The sequence below is a fragment of the Streptococcus mitis genome (assembly GCF_001281025.1).
In the GTDB taxonomy this organism is placed as follows: Bacteria; Bacillota; Bacilli; order Lactobacillales; family Streptococcaceae; genus Streptococcus; species Streptococcus mitis_AK.
The window spans coordinates 404464-425656 of the sequence record NZ_CP012646.1; the positions used below are offsets into that span (position 1 = coordinate 404464).

Here is a 21193-nt window from a genome sequence, read left to right on the forward strand (position 1 = left end):
AAAAAAGTTACTGTAACAGTTTTTGATATAAAGGTAGGGATATGAACCGTTTTAAAAAATCAAAATATGTCATTATTGTTTTTGTCACTGTTCTGCTTGTCTCAGCTCTCTTAGCGACGACTTATTCAAGTACAATTGTGACAAAATTAGGAGATGGAATCTCATTGGTTGATAGGGTTGTACAAAAACCTTTTCAGTGGTTTGATTCTGTCAAATCAGATTTGGCTCATTTGACACGAACTTATAATGAAAATGAAAGTTTGAAGAAACAGATTTACCAATTAGAAGTTAAATCAAATGAGGCGGAAAGTTTAAAGACGGAAAATGAACAACTGCGTCAATTGCTTGATATGAAGTCCAAGTTGCAAGCCACAAAGACTTTAGCAGCAGATGTTATTATGCGTTCTCCGGTATCTTGGAAGCAGGAATTGACTCTGGATGCAGGTAAATCAAAAGGGGCTTCTGAGAACATGTTAGCCATTGCAAATGGTGGCTTGATTGGGAGTGTCTCAAAAGTGGAGGAGAACTCTACTATGGTCAACCTTCTGACAAATACGGAAAATGCTGATAAGATTTCTGTTAAAATTCAACATGGTTCTACTACAATTTATGGGATTATTGTTGGCTATGACAAAGAAAATGAAGTTCTTAAAATTAGCCAATTAAATAGTAATAGCGATATTAGTGCGGGAGATAAGGTGACCACTGGTGGATTAGGAAACTTTAACGTTGCTGATATTACTGTTGGTGAAGTGGTTGCCACAACGCATAGTACAGACTACTTGACACGAGAAGTAACAGTTAAATTGAGTGCAGATACTCATAATATGAGTGTGATAGAATTAGTGGGGAATTCATAATGAGACAGTTGAAGCGAGTTGGAGTATTTTTATTGCTTCCTTTCTTTGTTCTAATTGATGCCCATATTAGCCAGCTTCTGGGCTCATTTTTCCCCCACGTTCAGTTGGCTAGTCATTTTCTATTTCTGTTTCTCTTATTTGAGACGATTGAAGTATCAGAGTATTTCTATTTAGCTTATTGTTTTGTAGTGGGTTTGGTTTATGACATTTACTTTTTCCACTTGATAGGGATTGCAACTTTGTTGTTCGTCTTGTTGGGAGTATTTCTCCATAAATTTAATAGTGTTATTTTATTGAATCGTTGGACGAGAATGTTGGCAATTATTGTCATGACTTTTCTATTTGAGATGGGAGCTTATATACTTGCATTAGTGGTAGGTTTAACTGTGGATGGTATGTCTTTATTTATAGTCTATAGTTTAGTACCATCAATGATTTTGAACCTTATATGGATGATTATTTTTCAGCTTATTTTTGAAAAGATTTACCTATAAGAAAGAAATAAAAATGTAACAAAGGCGTAATATTCATTAGGCCTTTTTTTGGTATACTAGTAGTGTCTTTAAAAGAAGGAGTATCTACGAAATATGAAGAAAAAAATCTTAGCGTCACTTTTACTAAGTACAGTAATGGTTTCTCAAGTAGCTGTTTTAACAACTGCGCATGCAGAAACGACTGATGACAAAATTGCTGCTCAAGATAATAAAATTAGTAACTTAACAGCACAACAACAAGAAGCCCAAAAACAAGTTGATCAAATTCAGGAGCAAGTATCTGCTATTCAAACAGAGCAATCAAACTTGCAATCTGAAAATGATAGACTACAAGCAGAATCTAAAAAGCTTGAGGGTGAAATTACAGAACTTTCTAAGAATATTGTATCTCGCAATGATTCATTGCAAAAACAAGCTCGTAGTGCTCAAACAAATGGAGCTGCAACAAATTACATCAATACAATTGTAAACTCAAAATCAATTACAGAAGCTATTTCACGTGTTGCTGCAATGAGTGAAATCGTATCTGCAAACAACAAAATGTTGGAACAACAAAAAGCAGATAAAAAAGCTATTTCTGAAAAACAAGTAGCAAACAATGATGCGATTAATACAGTTATTGCAAATCAGCAAAAACTAGCTGATGATGCTCAATCATTAACTACAAAACAAGCTGAGTTGAAAGCTGCAGAATTGAATCTTGCTGCTGAAAAGGCTACTGCAGAGGATGAAAAAGCAAGTTTACTTGATAAAAAAGCTGCAGCGGAAGCAGAAGCTAAAGCAGCTGCAGAAGCAGAAGCAGCCTACAAAGCTAAACAAGCAAGTCAACAACAAACAGTAGTTGCTTCTGGAAATACAACTTTTACAGCAGAAGTTCAAGCAGTATCTAGTTCATCTGAATCATCTTCAAACTACACTCCTGCACCAGTAAAACATCGTCCAACATACAGTACAAACGCTTCAAGTTATCCAACTGGTGAGTGTACATGGGGAGCTAAAACATTGGCACCTTGGGCTGGAGATTACTGGGGTAATGGGGCACAGTGGGCTACAAGTGCAGCTGCAGCAGGATTCCGTACAGGATCTACACCTCAAGTTGGTGCTATTGCATGTTGGAATGATGGTGGATATGGACACGTAGCCGTGGTTACAGCTGTTTCATCATCAACAAGTATCCAAGTATCTGAATCAAACTATGGTGGAAATCGTACAATCGGAAATAAACGTGGTTGGTTCAATCCTACTACAACTTCAGAAGGTTTTGTAACATATATCTATCCAAACTAATGAATAAAACGAAGAGGCTCGATTTGAGTCTCTTTTATGATTTATATAGTTAACTTACTTTAAAAATCTACTAAAATCGCTTGAAAATATTGAAAAAGTATGGTAAAATGAAAACTGTCGTGTGAACGATAATACTCATTCTTGATGAATTGTGAAACAGTTGCCTTTGGGTCGTTTTGCGAGTTGAAGTCAAGAAGAGGAAAAAAACAAAAAGGAGAAATACTCATGGCAGTAATTTCAATGAAACAACTTCTTGAGGCTGGTGTACACTTTGGTCACCAAACTCGTCGCTGGAACCCTAAGATGGCTAAGTACATCTTCACTGAGCGTAACGGAATCCACGTTATCGACTTGCAACAAACTGTAAAATACGCTGACCAAGCATACGACTTCATGCGTGATGCAGCAGCTAACGATGCAGTTGTATTGTTCGTTGGTACTAAGAAACAAGCGGCTGATGCAGTTGCTGAAGAAGCAGTACGTTCAGGTCAATACTTCATCAACCACCGTTGGTTGGGTGGAACTCTTACAAACTGGGGAACAATCCAAAAACGTATCGCTCGTTTGAAAGAAATCAAACGTATGGAAGAAGATGGAACTTTCGAAGTTCTTCCTAAGAAAGAAGTTGCACTTCTTAACAAACAACGCGCACGTCTTGAAAAATTCTTGGGTGGTATCGAAGATATGCCTCGTATCCCAGATGTTATGTACGTAGTTGACCCACATAAAGAGCAAATCGCTGTTAAAGAAGCTAAGAAATTGGGAATCCCAGTTGTAGCGATGGTTGACACAAATACTGATCCAGATGATATCGATGTAATCATCCCAGCTAACGATGACGCTATCCGCGCTGTTAAATTGATTACAGCTAAATTGGCTGATGCTATCATCGAAGGACGTCAAGGTGAAGATGCAGTAGCAGTTGAAGCAGAATTTGCAGCTTCTGAAGCTCAAGCCGATTCAATTGAAGAAATCGTTGAAGTTGTAGAAGGCGACAACGCTTAATTCATATAAATAGTAATTACCTAGGAGGGCGGGGCTTAGCCCAGCTCTCCTATTTTTAAAAAATATAGGAGAATCAAAATGGCAGAAATTACAGCTAAACTTGTAAAAGAGTTGCGTGAAAAATCTGGTGCCGGAGTTATGGACGCTAAAAAAGCGCTTGTAGAAACAGACGGTGACATCGAAAAAGCGATTGAATTGCTTCGTGAAAAAGGTATGGCTAAGGCAGCTAAGAAGGCTGACCGTGTTGCTGCAGAAGGTTTGACTGGTGTTTATGTTAACGGTAATGTTGCAGCAGTTATTGAAGTAAATGCTGAAACTGACTTCGTTGCGAAAAACGCTCAATTCGTTGAATTGGTAAATACTACAGCTAAAGTTATTGCTGAAGGAAAACCTGCTAATAATGAAGAAGCACTTGCTTTGACAATGCCTTCAGGTGAAACTCTTGAAGCTGCATATGTATCTGCAACAGCAACTATCGGAGAAAAAATCTCATTCCGTCGCTTTGCTTTGATTGAAAAAACAGACGCACAACACTTCGGAGCTTACCAACATAACGGTGGACGTATCGGTGTTATTTCAGTTATTGAAGGTGGAGACGAAGCACTTGCTAAACAATTGTCAATGCATATCGCAGCGATGAAACCAACAGTTCTTTCTTATAAAGAATTGGATGAGCAATTCGTTAAAGATGAGTTGGCACAATTGAACCACGTTATCGACCAAGACAACGAAAGTCGTGCAATGGTTAACAAACCAGCTCTTCCACACTTGAAGTATGGATCAAAAGCTCAATTGACTGATGAAGTGATTGCCCAAGCTGAAGCTGACATCAAAGCTGAATTGGCTGCAGAAGGCAAACCAGAAAAAATCTGGGACAAAATCATCCCAGGTAAAATGGACCGCTTCATGCTTGACAACACTAAAGTTGACCAAGCTTACACACTTCTTGCACAAGTATACATCATGGATGACAGCAAGACAGTTGAAGCATATCTTGAATCAGTTAACGCTTCAGTAGTTGAGTTCGCTCGCTTTGAAGTTGGTGAAGGTATCGAAAAAGCTGCAAACGACTTCGAAGCTGAAGTTGCAGCTACAATGGCAGCAGCCTTGAATAACTAATAATAAAAAGGAAGCTGAAGTGCTTCCTTTTTTCTATGCAGTAGATTCCTATAGGGAAAGAATTCTACTTTTCAAGATATAAATAAAAAGCCCTATAAAAAGGGCTAAGTGCATTTAGGAGACTACACTTCAAATTCATAAAGTGCTGTAGAGAGATAACGTTCACCGTTATCTGGTGCTAGAGCAAGAACCTTTTTACCTGTACCTAATTTCTTGGCAACCTCGATGGCTCCGTAGATAGCTGCAGCTGAAGAAATCCCTACAAGAAATCCTTCTTTTCCACCAATTTCACGGCCGAGTGCGAGAGCATCGTCTGATGTTACACGAACGATACCATCATAGGCTTTTGTATCAAGTGTATCAGGAATAAATCCAGCTGAGATACCTTGAATTTTGTGAGGGCCAGGTTTTTCACCAGATAGAATAGCAGATTCATCTGCTTCTACCGCAAAAACTTGAATGTTAGAATTTGCTGATTTGAGTGCATGAGAAACACCAGAAATCGTTCCACCGGTACCCACTCCAGCAACAAAGGCATCTAGTCCATCTTTACCGAAAGCAGCTAGTATTTCAGCTCCTGTTGTTCTTTCGTGTACTTCTGGATTAGCTGGATTGTCAAATTGAAGAGGAAGGAAACCATCACGTTCAGCAGCGATTTCTTGAGCCTTAGCAATAGCGCCTTTCATTCCCTCACTACCAGGAGTTAGGACGAGTTCAGCACCATAAGCTTGGATAATCTTACGTCGTTCTACACTCATAGTTTCAGGCATAACGATGACGACTTTATACCCTTTAGCAGCACCTACCCATGAAAGTCCAATACCAGTGTTTCCACTTGTTGCTTCAACAATTGTAGAACCTGGTTTCAGAATACCGTCTTGTTCAGCTTTTTCAATCATGCTAAGAGCAATACGATCTTTTACAGAAGAACCAGGGTTGAATGCTTCAAGCTTTACATAGACGTCCGCAGCCCCTTCTGGTACGATGTTGTTGAGTTTAACAATCGGAGTTTGACCGATTAATTCAGTAATATTGTTATAAATAGACATATGAATACCTCTTTGTATAAGATATTTCTAGTATAACGCTATCTATATCATTTGTAAAATATAGAAATCCTATCGAAGTGATAGGATTTTTTTATATCACAGGTCCAAGTCATTAATTTTCAAGCGATTGTGATAAGCTAATTCTAATAAATAGGTATAAAGTGGAACGATATCCGTTTTCTTAGGAAATTCAAATTTATGAGAACTAAAATGTTCATTATGTGCTTTTAGAAAGACATTCTCTAAATAAGTAATAGTAATTTCACTATCATCTATACCTGCTCCTGCAGTTTCCATTTCAACGTTAACAATGTTCATCAAAAAGATTGATTTAATAGACATCTTACGACCGGTAGCGCCTTGTTTATCTGTAAAGATAATGCGGATATTTGTAAATATAATTGAGTCACGAATCAGTTTATATCCACTTTGAATTTCTTCATTTTCTAGTAGATATTGTCCATATTCTTTGATAAGAGTTTCTTTGTTTTGCTCGCTAAAGTTACCAGCAAGTCCTTGAATGAATTTACCAAATGCCATATTTTTCTCCTTTGTTTACACTAAATTTACAGGAACTTCAACTTCTCGTAAACCTTGATCAGTTAAAGTAACTTTTCCATTAAAAAACTCCACCAGTGCAGCTTTAATATTTTCTTTTTCTTCTTTATCAACATAAATCATCGTATCGACTTGATCTGTAAAGTTTGTATCCAGTTCCATGAGATTATGTTCTTTAAGGAAGTTACTGTACTCTTGATACTGAGCGTAAGACATTTGAATAGCAATGCCCGCCTGTTCCTTTATTTCAATGATGCCAATTTCTTTGACGGCTAAGGCAACACTGCCGGCGTAAGCACGAATCAGTCCTCCAGCGCCTAGTTTTATACCACCAAAGTAGCGTGTCACGACCACACAGACATTGGTGAGGTTGTGATTTTCTAGTACCCCAAGCATGGGAACGCCAGCAGTCCCACTGGGCTCACCATCATCACTTGTACGTTTGATTTCACTACGTTCCCCAATAATGAAGGCAGAGCAGTTATGCGTAGCTTTGTAGTGTTTTTTTTTGATGGTAGTAATAAAGTCTCGAGCCTCTTCTTCGCTATAAACACGCTTGGCATGACAGATAAAGCGTGATTTTTTGATTTCTTCTTGGACTTGACCGTCCTCTTTAATTGTTCTAAATTCCATGATTTAATTGTACTAAAAAATCATCTAAAGCGCTAGGTTTTTACGAATAAAGAAGTATGAAAGTAAATCCAAATTATCTCGGTCGTTTGTTTACTGAGAATGAATTAACAAAAGAGGAACGTCAGTTGGCGGAGAAACTTCCAGCAATGAGAAAGGAGAAAGGGAAACTTTTCTGTCAACGTTGTGATAGTGCTATTTTAGATGAATGGTATTTGCCCATCGGTGCTTATTATTGTAGGGAGTGTTTACTGATGAAGCGAGTCAGGAGTGATCAAGCTTTATACTATTTTCCGCAGGAGGATTTTGCGAAGCAAGATATTCTCAAATGGCGCGGTCAATTAACTCCTTTTCAAGAGAAGGTGTCAGAGGGACTAATTCAAGCTGTAGACAAGCAGGAACCAACCTTGGTTCACGCTGTAACAGGAGCTGGAAAGACAGAAATGATTTATCAAGTAGTAGCTAAAGTGATCAATGCGGGTGGTGCAGTATGCTTGGCTAGTCCTCGCATAGATGTTTGTTTGGAGCTGTACAAGCGCCTGCAAGATGATTTTGCTTGCGAGATATCTTTACTACACGGAGAATCAGAGCCGTATTTTCGAACACCACTAGTTGTTGCGACGACCCATCAGTTATTGAAGTTTTATCAAGCTTTTGATTTGCTGATAGTGGATGAAGTAGATGCCTTTCCTTATGTTGACAATCCCAAGCTTTACCATGCTGTCAAGAATAGTGTAAAGGAGAATGGACTGAGAATCTTTTTAACAGCGACTTCGACTGATGAGTTAGATAGAAAGGTTCGCATAGGAGAACTAAAACGATTGAGTTTGCCAAGACGATTTCATGGAAATCCGTTGATTATTCCTAAACCTGTCTGGTTATCCGATTTTAATCACTGTTTAGAGAAAAATCGGTTGTCACCAAAGTTAAAGTCCTATATTGAGAAGCAGAGAAAGACAGCTTATCCGTTACTCATTTTTGCTTCAGAAATTAAGAAAGGGGAGCAGTTAAAAGAAATCTTACAGGAGCAATTTCCAAATGAGAAAATTGGCTTTGTATCTTCTGTAACAGAAGATAGATTAGAACAGGTACAAGCTTTTCGAGATGGAGAACTGACAATACTTATCAGTACGACAATATTGGAGCGTGGAGTTACCTTCCCTTGTGTGGATGTTTTTGTAGTAGAGGCCAATCATCGTCTTTTTACCAAGTCTAGTTTAATACAGATTGGAGGACGTGTCGGTCGGAGTATGGACAGACCGACAGGAGATTTGCTTTTCTTCCATGATGGGTTAAATACTTCAATCAAGAAGGCAATTAAGGAAATTCAGCAGATGAATAAGGAAGCGGGTCTATGAGGTGCTTATTGTGCGGGCAGACTATGAAGGCTGTTTTAACTTTTAGTAGTCTCTTACTTCTGAGGAATGATGTCTCATGTCTTTGTTTAGATTGTGATTCTACTTTTGAGAAAATTGGAGAAGAGTACTGTCCAAACTGTATGAAAACAGGATTGTCAACAAAGTGTCAAGATTGTCAATTTTGGTGTAAAGAAGGAATTGAAGTCAGTCATAGAGGGATTTTTACTTACAATCAAGCTATGAAGGATTTTTTCAGTCGGTATAAGTTTGATGGAGACTTCCTTTTAAGAAAAGTTTTTGCTTCATTTTTAAGTGAGGAGTTGAAAAAGTACAAAGAGTATCAATTTGTCGTAATTCCCCTAAGTCCTGAAAGATTACTTGAGAGGGGATTTAACCAGGTTGAAGGTTTAGTTGAAGCAGCAGGGTTCTCTTTTCAAGACTTACTAGAGAAGAGAGAAGAGCGGGCCAGTTCTTCTAAAAATCGTTCAGAACGCTTGGGGACAGAACTTCCTTTCTTTATTAAAAGGGGAGTCACTATTCCTAAAAAAATCCTACTTATAGATGACATTTACACTACTGGAACAACTATAAATCGTGTGAAGAAACTGTTGGAAGAGGCTGGTGCTGAAGATGTAAAAACATTTTCCCTTGTAAGATGAGGAAAAAATTTGCAAAACTAAAATGAAAGCGTTATAATGAAATCAGAAAAACAAAAATGTTTAGAAAGAAGGTACTCATATGATTAAATATAGTATCCGTGGTGAAAACCTAGAAGTAACAGAAGCAATTCGTGATTATGTAGTTTCTAAACTCGAAAAGATCGAAAAGTATTTTCAAGCTGAACAAGAGTTGGATGCTCGAGTTAACTTGAAGGTGTATCGTGAAAAAACGGCTAAAGTGGAGGTGACGATTCCGCTTGGCTCAATTACTCTTCGTGCAGAAGATGTGTCTCAAGATATGTATGGTTCAATTGACCTTGTAACTGATAAAATTGAACGTCAGATTCGTAAAAATAAAACAAAAATCGAGCGTAAAAATAAAAACAAGGTAGCAACTAGTCAATTATTTACAGATGCTTTGGTGGAAGATACAAATGTTGTCCAATCTAGAGTGGTTCGTTCAAAACAAATTGATTTAAAACCAATGGATTTGGAAGAAGCTATTCTACAGATGGATTTGTTGGGACATGATTTTTTTATCTATGTGGATGTTGAAGATCAGACAACCAATGTGATTTATCGTCGTGAGGATGGCGAAATTGGTTTGTTAGAAGTTAAAGAATCTTAATTTCAATATGTGTAAAGGAAGGTTTACTGAATTGTAAACCTCCTTTTTCTTATAATTGATAGAATTACTGATTACACCTTTAAAAAGTCGCTTTTTGGTGGTTATTATGGTATAATGGGTGCCAAGAGGTTTGGAATGAAAAAATTTTATGTAAGTCCTATTTTCCCCTTAATATTAGGAATAGTGGCGTTCGGAGTGCTATCTGTGCAACTTGTTTTTGTAACGAATACACTGGTAACGCTATTTCTTTTGCTACTTATTTTGGGTTCATATAGTTTATTATTCATCCATCAGAGAGACTACTACTCAAAGAGTGAAGTAGAACAAATCCAGTATGTAAACCACCAAGCTGAAGAAAGTTTGACAACCTTGTTAGAACAGATGCCTGTCGGAGTTATTAAATTAGACTTGTCGTCAGGTGAAGTTGAATGGTTTAATCCTTATGCTGAATTGATTTTGACTAATGAAGTGGGCGAGATTGATGTTGCATTAATTCAAACAATTATCAAGGCATCGGTAGGAAATCCAGGTTCTTATGCTACCTTGGGTGAGACCCGCTATTCGGTTCATATGGACAAGGTGTCTGGAGTTCTTTACTTCTTTGATGTGTCTGGAGAATACGAAGCGACTGTTGAGTTAGTAACGAGTCGACCTGTGATTGGGGTCGTTTCCGTTGACAACTATGATGATTTAGAAGATGAAACATCGGAGTCTGATATCAGTCATATCAATAGTTTTGTAGCCAATTTTGTTTCAGAATTTGCTGGTAAACATGCCATGTTCTCCCGTCGAGTAAGTATGGATCGCTTTTATCTATTTACGGACTACACGGTGCTTGAGGGATTGATGAACGATAAATTTTCTGTTATTGATTCTTTCAGAGAAGAGTCGAAACAGAGACAGTTGCCATTGACCTTAAGTATGGGCTTTTCTTATGGTGATGGAAATCATGATGAGATAGGGAAAGTTGCATTGCTCAACTTAAACTTGGCTGAAGTACGTGGTGGCGACCAGGTGGTTGTCAAGGAGAATGACGAAACGAAAAATCCCGTTTATTTTGGTGGTGGATCTGCGGCGTCAATCAAGCGTACAAGGACACGTACGCGCGCTATGATGACAGCTATTTCAGATAAAATTAGAAGTGTAGATCAGGTTTTTGTAGTTGGTCACAAAAATCTTGATATGGATGCTTTGGGTTCTGCTGTAGGTATGCAGTTATTTGCTAGTAATGTGACAGAAAATAGTTATGCTCTTTATGATGAAAATCAGATGTCTCCGGATATTGAACGAGCTGTTTCATTCTTAGAAAAAGAAGGAGTTACGAAGTTGTTGTCTGTTAAGGATGCAATGGGGATGGTGACCAATCGTTCTTTGTTGATTCTTGTAGACCATTCAAAGACAGCCTTAACTTTATCAAAAGCTTTTTATGATTTATTTACCCAAACCATCGTCATCGACCACCACAGACGGGATCAGGATTTTCCAGATAATGCGGTTATTACTTATATCGAAAGTGGTGCAAGTAGTGCCAGTGAGTTGGTAACGGAATTGATTCAGTTCCAGAATTCTAAGAAAAATCGTTTGAGTCGTATGCAAGCAAGTGTCTTGATGGCTGGTATGATGTTGGATACTAAAAATTTCACCTCACGAGTGACTAGTCGGACATTTGATGTTGCTAGCTATCTCAGAACGAGAGGAAGTGATAGTATTGCTATCCAAGAAATTGCTGCGACAGATTTTGAAGAATATCGTGAGGTCAATGAACTGATTTTACAGGGGCGTAAATTAGGTTCAGATGTACTAATAGCAGAGGCTAAGGACTCGAAATGCTATGATACAGTTGTTATTAGTAAGGCAGCAGATGCCATGTTAGCTATGTCAGGTATTGAAGCGAGTTTTGTTCTTGCGAAGAATACACAAGGATTTATCTCTATCTCAGCTCGCAGTCGTAGTAAGCTGAATGTACAACGGATTATGGAAGAGCTGGGAGGTGGAGGCCACTTTAATTTGGCAGCAGCTCAAATTAAGGATTCAACCTTGTCAGAAGCAGGGGAAAAACTGACAGAAATTGTATTAAATGAAATAAAGGAAAAGGAGAAAGAAGAATGAAAGTAATCTTTTTAGCAGATGTTAAAGGAAAAGGTAAAAAAGGCGAAATTAAGGAAGTACCAACAGGGTATGCGCAAAACTTTCTTATCAAAAAGAGTCTAGCCAAAGAAGCGACTGCTCAAGCTGTAGGTGAACTTCGTGGTAAACAAAAATCTGAAGAAAAAGCTCATGCTGAGATGATTGCAGAAGCAAAAGCAATTAAAGCTCAACTAGAAGCAGAGGAAACTATTGTAGAATTTGTTGAAAAAGTTGGTCCAGATGGTCGTACCTTTGGTTCCATTACCAATAAGAAAATTGCAGAAGAATTGCAAAAGCAATTTGGAATTAAGATTGATAAACGTCATATCCAAGTACAAGCTCCGATTCGAGCAGTTGGTTTGATTGATGTACCAGTGAAAATCTATCAAGATATTACAAGTGTAATCAATCTTCGTGTGAAAGAAGGGTAAATTTACACTTTCTTGACAAGATTGTAAAAGGAAGGGAAGTCTGATGGCAGAAGTAGAAGAGTTACGAGTACAACCTCAAGATATCTTAGCTGAGCAATCCGTTTTAGGGGCTATCTTTATTGACGAGAGTAAGCTTGTTTTTGTGCGAGAATATATTGAGTCTAGGGACTTTTTTAAGTATGCCCATCGTTTGATTTTCCAAGCTATGGTCGACTTATCCGATCGTGGCGATGCTATAGATGCAACAACGGTTCGTACCATTCTTGATAATCAAGGTGATTTACAGAATATTGGTGGCCTGTCTTACTTGGTTGAGATTGTCAATTCTGTGCCAACTTCTGCTAATGCGGAGTATTATGCTAAGATTGTTGCAGAGAAGGCCATGCTACGTCGATTAATCTCCAAGTTGACAGAGTCTGTCAATCAAGCTTACGAGGCTTCGCAACCAGCTGATGAAATCATTGCTCAGGCAGAAAAAGGCCTGATTGATGTCAGCGAAAATGCAAATCGAAGTGGATTTAAGAACATTCGAGATGTGTTGAATATCAACTTCGGAAATCTGGAAGCTCGCTCGCAACAAACGACCGATATTACAGGTATTGCGACAGGCTATCGTGACTTGGATCATATGACGACTGGACTTCATGAGGAGGAGTTGATTATCCTAGCAGCCCGTCCAGCTGTTGGTAAGACAGCCTTTGCCTTGAATATTGCTCAGAATATTGGGACTAAGTTGGACAAAACAGTTGCTATTTTTTCACTGGAAATGGGTGCGGAAAGTCTAGTGGACCGTATGTTAGCGGCAGAAGGTTTGGTAGAATCGCATTCTATCCGTACGGGTCAATTGACTGATGAGGAGTGGCAAAAATATACCATTGCTCAAGGAAATCTAGCTAATGCAAGTATCTATATCGATGATACGCCAGGGATTCGGATTACAGAGATTCGTTCTCGTTCTCGTAAACTGGCTCAAGAAACTGGAAATCTTGGCTTGATTTTAATAGACTATTTGCAGCTTATCACGGGAACTGGTCGGGAAAATCGTCAACAAGAGGTTTCAGAAATTTCACGTCAGTTGAAAATTTTAGCTAAGGAACTGAAGGTTCCAGTAATCGCTCTAAGTCAGCTTTCTCGTGGTGTAGAACAACGTCAGGATAAGAGACCGGTCTTGTCTGATATTCGTGAATCTGGGTCTATTGAGCAGGACGCTGATATTGTAGCCTTTCTTTATCGCGACGATTACTATGAGCGTGGTGGTGAAGAAGAGGAAGGAATGCCGAATAATAAGGTAGAAGTTATTATCGAGAAAAACCGTAGTGGAGCTCGTGGAACGGTGGAATTAATTTTCCAAAAAGAATACAATAAATTTTCAAGTATCTCAAAGAGGGAGGCATAAGATGTCAGATGCATTTACAGATGTAGCCAAGATGAAAAAAATCAAAGAAGAAATCAAGGCACATGAGGGTCAAGTCGTAGAAATGACTTTGGAGAATGGTCGTAAGCGCCAAAAAAATAGATTGGGTAAGCTAATTGAGGTTTATCCATCCCTATTTATCGTTGAATTTGGAAACGTTGAAGGAGATAAACAAGCTAATGTTTACGTTGAATCCTTTACTTACTCAGATATCCTTACAGAAAAGAATTTGATTCATTATCTTGACTAAAGTGAGAAATTTTCTCACTTTTTCTTTTTTTCTCCGAATAGTTTAAGTGAAGGTAATCTTCGATTTATATTATTTTTCAAGGAGGAAGAATGAAAATTTCACCATTTAAAGTAGCAGAGACAAGATTTTCTTTCAGAAAATCAGCTAAAAAGGTTGTTCCCTTTTTAGTAGTAGGATTGATGTTAGCAGCGGGTAATAGTGTATATGCCTATTCCGGAGGAAATGGATCGATTGCGCGTGGGGATGATTATCCTGCTCATTATAAAAATGGGAGCCAGGAGATTGATAAGTGGCGCATGTATTCTCGTCAGTGTACTTCTTTTGCAGCCTTTCGTTTGAGTAATGTCAATGGTTTTGAGATTCCGGCTGCTTATGGGAATGCGAATGAATGGGGCTATCGTGCTCGTCGTGAAGGTTATCGTGTCGATAATACACCAACGATTGGCTCTATTGCTTGGTCTACTGCAGGAACTTATGGTCATGTTGCTTGGGTGTCAAATGTAATAGGAGATGAGATTGAGATTGAAGAATACAATTATGGAATAAGGGAATCTTACAACAAGCGCATCGTGAAGGCAAATACTATGACGGGGTTTATTCATTTTAAAGATTTAGCTGGTGGCAGTGTTGGGAATAGTCAATCCTCAGCTTCAACAGGAGGAACACATTATTTTAAGACTAAGGCTGCTATCAAAAATCAGCCTCTAGCTAGCGCAACTGCGATTGATTACTATTATCCTGGGGAGAATGTTCATTATGATCAAATTCTCGAAAAAGATGGATACAAGTGGTTGAGTTATACGGCTTATAACGGAAGTCGTCGCTATATCCAGCTAGAGGGAGTAACCTCTTCACAGAATCAATCAGGGAATAGTTCTAACTATGGATCCAATAATGGATTGACTATTGGTTGGAAGAAAATAAATGGTAGTTGGTATCATTTCAAATCAAATGGGTCTAAATCAACGGGTTGGCTGAAAGACGGATCTAGTTGGTATTATTTGAAATCATCTGGTGAAATGCAGACAGGCTGGTTAAAGGAAAATGGTCTGTGGTATTATTTAGATAGTTCAGGGGCAATGAAAACGGGGTGGTATCAAGTCTCTGGTAAGTGGTATTATTCTTACTCTTCAGGCGCCTTAGCTGTCAATACGACAGTGGATGGCTACAGAGTAAATAGTGATGGAGTACGAGTATAGAAAATGGGAGTAGGAAAATTTCCTACTCTTTTCTGTAAGCAGTTTCCTTGACATTTTTTTGTTTTACGCTATCATATGTCCATATAATATATGGGAGTCTGTGTACAGTCTGAGAGGAAGTGTTAAACTTCGACCGCACCTGATCTGGGTAATGCCAGCGTAGGGAACGATACTTAGTCTATTATTGACCTTTTCCATATATGGTAAAGGTTTTTCTTGTTGTCAAAGGAAAACGAGAAGAGGAGGTTCTTATGAAAGCAAGCATTGCCTTGCAAGTTTTACCCCTATCACAGGGAATTGATCGGATTGCTGTTATCGATCAAGTCATTGCTTATCTGAAAGCTCAAGAAGTGACTATGGTGGTGACACCATTTGAAACGGTCTTGGAAGGGGAGTTTGATGAGCTTATGCGCATTCTCAAAGAAGCGCTAGAGGTGGCAGGGCAGGAGGCAGATAATGTCTTTGCTAATGTCAAAATAAATGTAGGAGAGATTTTAAGTATTGATGAGAAACTTGAAAAGTATACTGAGACGACACATTAGTCTATTGGGCTTTCTAGGGGTCTTGTCAATCTGGCAGCTAGCAGGTTTTCTTAAACTTCTCCCCAAGTTTATCCTGCCGACACCTCTTGAAATTCTCCAGGCCTTTGTGCGTGATAGAGAATTTCTCTGGCACCATAGCTGGGCGACCTTGAGAGTGGCTTTGCTGGGGTTGGTTCTAGGAGTCTTGATTGCCTGTCTCATGGCTGTGCTCATGGACAGTTTGACTTGGCTTAACGATCTGATTTACCCTATGATGGTGGTTGTTCAGACCATTCCGACCATTGCCATAGCTCCTATCCTGGTCTTGTGGCTCGGTTATGGGATTTTGCCCAAGATTGTCTTGATTATCTTAACGACAACCTTTCCTATCATCGTCAGCATTTTGGACGGTTTTAGGCATTGTGACAAGGATATGCTGACCTTGTTTAGTCTGATGCGGGCCAAACCTTGGCAAATCCTGTGGCATTTTAAAATCCCAGTCAGCCTACCTTACTTTTATGCAGGTCTGAGGGTCAGTGTCTCCTACGCCTTCATCACAACAGTGGTATCTGAGTGGCTGGGAGGCTTTGAGGGTCTTGGTGTTTATATGATTCAGTCCAAGAAACTGTTTCAGTATGATACCATGTTTGCTATTATTATTCTGGTATCGATTATCAGCCTTCTTGGTATGAAACTGGTTGATGTCAGTGAAAAATATGTTATTAAATGGAAACGTTCGTAGAATAAGAATGTTTCTGAAAAAGAAAAGAGGAAATCAAAATGAAAAAAACATGGAAAGTGTTTTTAACTGTTTTAACAGCTCTTGTAGCTGTTGTGCTTGTGGCCTGTGGTCAAGGAACTGCTTCTAAAGACAACAAAGAGGCAGAACTTAAGAAGATTGACTTTATCCTAGACTGGACACCAAATACTAACCACACAGGGCTTTATGTTGCCAAGGAAAAAGGTTATTTCAAAGAAGCTGGAGTGGATGTTGATTTGAAATTGCCACCAGAAGAAAGTTCTTCTGACTTGGTTATTAACGGTAAGGCACCATTTGCAGTCTATTTCCAAGACTATATGGCTAAAAAATTGGAAAAAGGAGCAGGAATTACTGCCGTTGCAGCTATTGTAGAACACAATACATCAGGAATCATTTCTCGTAAATCTGACAATGTAAGCAGTCCAAAAGACTTGGTTGGTAAGAAATACGGAACTTGGAATGACCCAACTGAACTTGCTATGTTGAAAACTTTGGTAGAATCTCAAGGTGGAGATTTTGAGAAGGTTGAAAAAGTACCAAATAACGACTCAAACTCTATCACACCGATTGCTAATGGAGTCTTTGACACTGCTTGGATCTACTACGGTTGGGATGGTATCCTTGCTAAATCTCAAGGTGTAGAGGCTAACTTCATGTACTTGAAAGACTACGTCAAGGAGTTTGACTACTACTCACCAGTTATCATCGCAAACAACGACTACCTTAAAGACAATAAAGAAGAAGCTCGTAAAGTCATCCAAGCTATCAAAAAAGGCTACCAATATGCCATGGAGCATCCAGAAGAAGCAGCTGATATCCTCATCAAAAATGCACCTGAACTCAAGGAAAAACGTGACTTTGTCATCGAATCTCAAAAATACTTGTCAAAAGAATACGCAAGCGACAAGGAAAAATGGGGGCAATTTGATGCAGCTCGCTGGAATGCCTTCTACAAATGGGATAAAGAAAATGGTATCCTTAAAGAAGACTTGACAGACAAAGGCTTCACCAACGAATTTGTGAAATAATGACAGAAATTAGACTAGAACACGTCAGTTATGCCTATGGTCAGGAGAGGATTTTAGAGGACATTAACTTGCAGGTGACTTCAGGAGAAGTGGTTTCTATCTTAGGCCCAAGTGGTGTTGGTAAGACTACGCTTTTCAACTTAATTGCGGGGATTTTAGAAATTCAGTCAGGGAGAATTGTCCTTGATGGTGAAGAAAATCCCAAGGGGCGCGTGAGTTATATGTTGCAAAAGGATCTGCTCTTGGAACACAAGACGGTGCTTGGTAATATCATTCTGCCCCTCTTGATTCAAAAGGTGGATAAGGCAGAAGCTATTGCTCGCGCAGATGAAATTCTTGCGACCTTCCAGTTGACAGCTGTAAGAGATAAATACCCTCATGAACTCAGTGGTGGGATGCGCCAGCGTGTAGCCTTGCTCCGAACCTACCTTTTCGGGCACAAACTCTTTCTCTTAGACGAGGCCTTCAGCGCCTTGGATGAGATGACCAAGATGGAACTCCACGTTTGGTATCTTGAGATTCACAAGCAGTTGCAGTTAACAACCTTGATCATCACGCATAGTATCGAGGAGGCCCTCAGTCTCAGCGATCGCATCTATATCTTGAAAAATCGCCCTGGGCAGATTGTTTCAGAAATTAAACTAGATTGGTCTGAAGATGAGGACAAAGAAGTCCAAAAGATTGCCTATAAACGTCAAATTTTGGTAGAATTAGGCTTAGATAAGTAAAAAAATAGGGAGTTGGTGAAGATTATCCTTTACCAGCGCCCTTTTTCTTTTAAAAATGAGAAAATTTCGGTATAATAGTCAAAGATAGTCAAGGTTTAAAGAGAGAGGTGGGTTTGTAATGAGATTTAAAAATACATCGGATCATATTGAGGCCTACATCAAGGCGATTTTAGATCAATCTGGAATTGTGGAGTTGCAACGGAGTCAGTTGGCAGATACTTTTCAGGTTGTTCCTAGTCAGATTAACTATGTGATCAAGACACGCTTTACGGAAAGTAGAGGTTACTTGGTTGAAAGTAAGCGTGGTGGCGGAGGCTACATTCGCATAGGACGGATTGAGTTTTCTAGTCATCATGAAATGCTCCGCGATTTGCTTTACTCGATTGGTGAGCGGGTCAGTCAAGAAATTTATGAGGATATTCTGCAGCTTTTGGTTGAGCAGGAATTGATGACCAAGCAGGAGATGAATTTGCTGGTGGCAGTAGCTTTAGATCGCGTTCTAGGAGAAGAAGCTCCAGTTGTTCGTGCAAACATGCTACGACAGGTCATACAAGAGGTAGATAGAAAAGGGAAGTAAGATGAACTATTCAAAAGCATTGAATGAATGTATCGAAAGTGCCTACATGGTGGCTGGCCATTTTGGAGCTCGTTACCTAGAGTCTTGGCACTTGTTGATTGCCATGTCTAATCACAGTTATAGTGTGGCAGGGGCGACTTTAAATGATTATCCATATGAGATGGACCGTTTAGAAGAGGTCGCTTTGGAACTGACTGAAACGGACTATAGCCAGGATGAAACCTTTACGGAATTGCCGTTTTCTCATCGTTTGCAGGTCCTTTTTGACGAAGCAGAGTATGTAGCGTCAGTGGTCCATGCTAAGGTGCTAGGGACAGAGCATGTCCTCTATGCGATTTTGCATGATGGCAATGCCTTGGCGACTCGTATCTTGGAGAGAGCTGGTTTTTCTTATGAAGACAAGAAAGATCAGGTCAAGATTGCTGCCCTACGTCGAAATCTAGAAGAACGAGCAGGTTGGACTCGTGAAGACCTCAAGGCTCTACGCCAACGCCATCGTACAGTAGCTGACAAGCAAAATTCTATGGCTAATATGATGGGTATGCCCCAGACTCCGAGCGGAGGTCTCGAGGACTATACGCATGATTTGACAGAGCAAGCGCGTTCTGGCAAGTTAGAACCAGTCATCGGTCGGGACAAGGAAATCTCGCGTATGATTCAAATTTTGAGTCGTAAGACCAAGAACAATCCTGTCTTGGTTGGGGATGCTGGTGTCGGGAAAACTGCTCTGGCGCTTGGTCTTGCCCAGCGTATTGCTAGTGGTGATGTACCTGCGGAAATGGCTAAGATGCGCGTGTTAGAGCTTGATTTGATGAATGTCGTTGCAGGGACACGCTTCCGTGGTGACTTTGAAGAGCGCATGAATAATATCATCAAGGATATTGAAGAAGATGGCCAAGTAATCCTCTTTATCGATGAACTCCACACCATCATGGGTTCTGGTAGTGGAATTGACTCAACTCTGGATGCGGCCAATATCTTGAAACCAGCCTTGGCGCGTGGAACTTTGAGAACGGTTGGTGCGACTACTCAGGAAGAATATCAAAAACATATCGAAAAAGATGCGGCCCTTTCTCGTCGTTTCGCGAAAGTGACGATTGAAGAGCCAAGTGTTGCAGACAGCATGATCATTTTGCAAGGTTTGAAGGCGACTTATGAGAAGCACCATCGTGTGCAAATCACAGATGAAGCGGTTGAAACAGCTGTCAAGATGGCCCATCGTTACTTGACTAGTCGTCACTTGCCAGACTCTGCTATCGATCTCTTAGATGAGGCGGCAGCAACAGTGCAAAATAAGGTAAAGCATGTAAAATCAGACGATTCAGGTTTGAGTCCAGCTGACAAGGCCTTAATGGATGGTAAGTGGAAACAAGCTACTCAACTAATTGCTAAAGAAGAGGAAGTGCCTGTCTATAAAGACTTGGTGACAGAGTCTGATATTTTGACCACCTTGAGTCGTTTGTCAGGTATCCCTGTTCAAAAATTGACACAAACAGATGCTAAGAAATACTTGAACTTGGAAACAGAACTCCATAAACGTGTCATCGGTCAAGATCAAGCTGTTTCAAGCATTAGCCGTGCCATTCGCCGCAACCAGTCAGGGATTCGCAGTCACAAGCGTCCGATTGGTTCCTTTATGTTCCTAGGGCCTACAGGTGTCGGTAAGACCGAATTAGCCAAGGCTTTGGCAGAAGTTCTCTTTGATGACGAATCAGCCCTTATCCGCTTTGATATGAGTGAGTATATGGAGAAATTTGCAGCCAGTCGTCTCAACGGAGCTCCTCCAGGCTATGTGGGTTACGAAGAAGGTGGGGAGCTGACCGAGAAGGTTCGCAACAAACCATACTCTGTTCTCCTCTTTGACGAGGTAGAGAAGGCCCATCCAGACATCTTTAATGTTCTCTTGCAGGTCTTGGATGATGGTGTCTTGACAGATAGTAAAGGTCGCAAGGTTGACTTCTCAAACACCATTATTATCATGACGTCAAACTTGGGTGCGACAGCCCTTCGTGATGATAAAACAGTCGGCTTTGGGGCTAAGGATATTCGTTTTGACCAGGAAAATATGGAAAAACGCATGTTTGAAGAGCTGAAAAAGGCTTATAGACCGGAATTCATCAACCGTATTGATGAAAAGGTGGTCTTCCATAGCTTGTCTAGCGACCATATGCAGGAAGTAGTGAAGATTATGGTTAAACCTTTAGTGGCAAGTTTGGCTGAAAAAGGTATTGACTTGAAATTACAAACTTCAGCACTGAAATTGTTGGCAAATCAAGGATATGACCCAGAGATGGGAGCTCGTCCACTTCGCAGAACCCTGCAAACAGAAGTGGAGGATAAGTTGGCAGAACTTCTTCTCAAGGGAGAATTAGTGGCAGGTAGTACACTTAAGATTGGTGTCAAAGCAGGCCAGTTAAAATTTGATATTGCATAAAAAAGAGAATCAGGAGCAATCTTGATTCTTTTTTTGCAATCTTTTTATAAAAAATGATAAAAAACTATTGACAAAAC

At 39.6% G+C, this 21193-nt stretch carries 22 protein-coding genes and 1 riboswitch; of the genes, 19 read left to right on the forward strand and 3 right to left on the reverse strand.

All coding sequences use genetic code 11. The annotated features are described in order from the left end of the window. Positions 1 to 41: 41 nt before the first annotated feature. From mreC to tsf, 5 genes are all read left to right on the forward strand, one after another. Positions 42 to 860 carry a rod shape-determining protein MreC gene (gene mreC, locus RN80_RS02135; RefSeq protein WP_060627330.1) on the forward strand — a complete coding sequence of 273 codons (819 nt, stop codon included), beginning with the start codon at positions 42 to 44 and terminating at the stop codon, positions 858 to 860. Beyond that, entirely contained in the window at positions 860 to 1354 is a 495-nt protein-coding gene (gene mreD, locus RN80_RS02140; protein ID WP_060627331.1) for a rod shape-determining protein MreD, read from the forward strand. Before mreC ends, mreD begins: the two co-directional genes overlap by 1 nt. A 93-nt stretch (positions 1355 to 1447) precedes the next feature. Then, positions 1448 to 2641: a peptidoglycan hydrolase PcsB gene (gene pcsB / locus RN80_RS02145; protein WP_060627332.1), complete on the forward strand. Its 1194-nt coding sequence runs from the start codon at positions 1448 to 1450 to the stop codon at positions 2639 to 2641. A 225-nt stretch (positions 2642 to 2866) separates the two neighbouring features. Then, on the forward strand, positions 2867 to 3646 hold the full coding sequence (gene rpsB, locus RN80_RS02150) for a 30S ribosomal protein S2 (protein WP_007556349.1): 780 nt from the start codon (positions 2867 to 2869) through the stop codon (positions 3644 to 3646). A gap of 78 nt (positions 3647 to 3724) precedes the next feature. Continuing rightward, positions 3725 to 4765, forward strand: coding sequence for a translation elongation factor Ts (tsf, locus tag RN80_RS02155; RefSeq protein WP_060627333.1), 1041 nt, complete (start codon positions 3725 to 3727; stop codon positions 4763 to 4765). 122 nt (positions 4766 to 4887) lie between these two features. Here the strand turns inward: tsf and cysK are convergent, their stop codons facing one another. The 3 genes from cysK to RN80_RS02170 all read right to left on the reverse strand — a co-directional run bounded on the left by cysK (position 4888) and on the right by RN80_RS02170 (position 7005). After that, a complete protein-coding gene (gene cysK / locus RN80_RS02160) occupies positions 4888 to 5814 on the reverse strand; it encodes a cysteine synthase A (RefSeq protein ID WP_049521100.1) in 927 nt (308 codons plus the stop codon). A 96-nt stretch (positions 5815 to 5910) separates the two neighbouring features. Next, positions 5911 to 6354: a PH domain-containing protein gene (locus RN80_RS02165; protein WP_060627334.1), complete on the reverse strand. Its 444-nt coding sequence runs from the start codon at positions 6352 to 6354 to the stop codon at positions 5911 to 5913. Between the two features lie 15 nt (positions 6355 to 6369). Then, positions 6370 to 7005, reverse strand: a complete 636-nt coding sequence (locus RN80_RS02170) for a YigZ family protein (RefSeq protein ID WP_060627335.1) — start codon at positions 7003 to 7005, stop codon at positions 6370 to 6372. Positions 7006 to 7061: 56 nt separating this feature from the next. Here RN80_RS02170 and RN80_RS02175 point away from each other — a divergent pair, with 56 nt between their 5' ends. From RN80_RS02175 to RN80_RS02240, 14 genes are all read left to right on the forward strand, one after another. Further along, entirely contained in the window at positions 7062 to 8360 is a 1299-nt protein-coding gene (locus tag RN80_RS02175) for an ATP-dependent helicase ComFA (protein WP_045612473.1), read from the forward strand. Beyond that, positions 8357 to 9019 carry a ComF family protein gene (locus tag RN80_RS02180; RefSeq protein WP_045612472.1) on the forward strand — a complete coding sequence of 221 codons (663 nt, stop codon included), beginning with the start codon at positions 8357 to 8359 and terminating at the stop codon, positions 9017 to 9019. Before RN80_RS02175 ends, RN80_RS02180 begins: the two co-directional genes overlap by 4 nt. 79 nt (positions 9020 to 9098) lie before the next feature. Then, positions 9099 to 9647 carry a ribosome hibernation-promoting factor, HPF/YfiA family gene (gene hpf / locus RN80_RS02185; protein WP_004255322.1) on the forward strand — a complete coding sequence of 183 codons (549 nt, stop codon included), beginning with the start codon at positions 9099 to 9101 and terminating at the stop codon, positions 9645 to 9647. A gap of 135 nt (positions 9648 to 9782) precedes the next feature. Further along, the gene (locus RN80_RS02190) at positions 9783 to 11756 is read left to right on the forward strand and encodes a DHH family phosphoesterase (protein WP_000715142.1); all 1974 of its coding nucleotides are present in this window, start codon (positions 9783 to 9785) and stop codon (positions 11754 to 11756) included. Next, positions 11753 to 12205 carry a 50S ribosomal protein L9 gene (rplI, locus tag RN80_RS02195; protein WP_060627336.1) on the forward strand — a complete coding sequence of 151 codons (453 nt, stop codon included), beginning with the start codon at positions 11753 to 11755 and terminating at the stop codon, positions 12203 to 12205. Before RN80_RS02190 ends, rplI begins: the two co-directional genes overlap by 4 nt. A 43-nt stretch (positions 12206 to 12248) precedes the next feature. Next, positions 12249 to 13601, forward strand: coding sequence for a replicative DNA helicase (gene dnaB / locus RN80_RS02200; protein ID WP_060627337.1), 1353 nt, complete (start codon positions 12249 to 12251; stop codon positions 13599 to 13601). 1 nt (position 13602) lies between these two features. After that, the gene (locus RN80_RS02205) at positions 13603 to 13869 is read left to right on the forward strand and encodes a Veg family protein (protein ID WP_001278169.1); all 267 of its coding nucleotides are present in this window, start codon (positions 13603 to 13605) and stop codon (positions 13867 to 13869) included. Between the two features lie 89 nt (positions 13870 to 13958). Next, positions 13959 to 15068 carry a choline binding-anchored murein hydrolase CbpD gene (gene cbpD / locus RN80_RS02210; protein ID WP_060627338.1) on the forward strand — a complete coding sequence of 370 codons (1110 nt, stop codon included), beginning with the start codon at positions 13959 to 13961 and terminating at the stop codon, positions 15066 to 15068. An 80-nt stretch (positions 15069 to 15148) separates the two neighbouring features. Continuing rightward, positions 15149 to 15251: riboswitch (TPP riboswitch) on the forward strand. Between the two features lie 68 nt (positions 15252 to 15319). After that, positions 15320 to 15610 carry a thiamine-binding protein gene (locus tag RN80_RS02215; protein WP_045612468.1) on the forward strand — a complete coding sequence of 97 codons (291 nt, stop codon included), beginning with the start codon at positions 15320 to 15322 and terminating at the stop codon, positions 15608 to 15610. After that, positions 15573 to 16331, forward strand: coding sequence for an ABC transporter permease (locus tag RN80_RS02220; protein ID WP_161970147.1), 759 nt, complete (start codon positions 15573 to 15575; stop codon positions 16329 to 16331). Before RN80_RS02215 ends, RN80_RS02220 begins: the two co-directional genes overlap by 38 nt. Positions 16332 to 16369: 38 nt before the next feature. Continuing rightward, positions 16370 to 17377, forward strand: coding sequence for an ABC transporter substrate-binding protein (locus RN80_RS02225; protein WP_060627339.1), 1008 nt, complete (start codon positions 16370 to 16372; stop codon positions 17375 to 17377). Next, complete coding sequence (locus RN80_RS02230) at positions 17377 to 18105, forward strand: ABC transporter ATP-binding protein (protein WP_060627340.1); 729 nt, start codon at positions 17377 to 17379, stop codon at positions 18103 to 18105. Before RN80_RS02225 ends, RN80_RS02230 begins: the two co-directional genes overlap by 1 nt. Before the next feature lie 118 nt (positions 18106 to 18223). Further along, on the forward strand, positions 18224 to 18682 hold the full coding sequence (locus tag RN80_RS02235; protein ID WP_001211265.1) for a CtsR family transcriptional regulator: 459 nt from the start codon (positions 18224 to 18226) through the stop codon (positions 18680 to 18682). A 1-nt stretch (position 18683) separates the two neighbouring features. Then, complete coding sequence (locus RN80_RS02240) at positions 18684 to 21116, forward strand: ATP-dependent Clp protease ATP-binding subunit (RefSeq protein WP_060627341.1); 2433 nt, start codon at positions 18684 to 18686, stop codon at positions 21114 to 21116. The last annotated feature ends 77 nt before the right edge of the window (positions 21117 to 21193 follow it).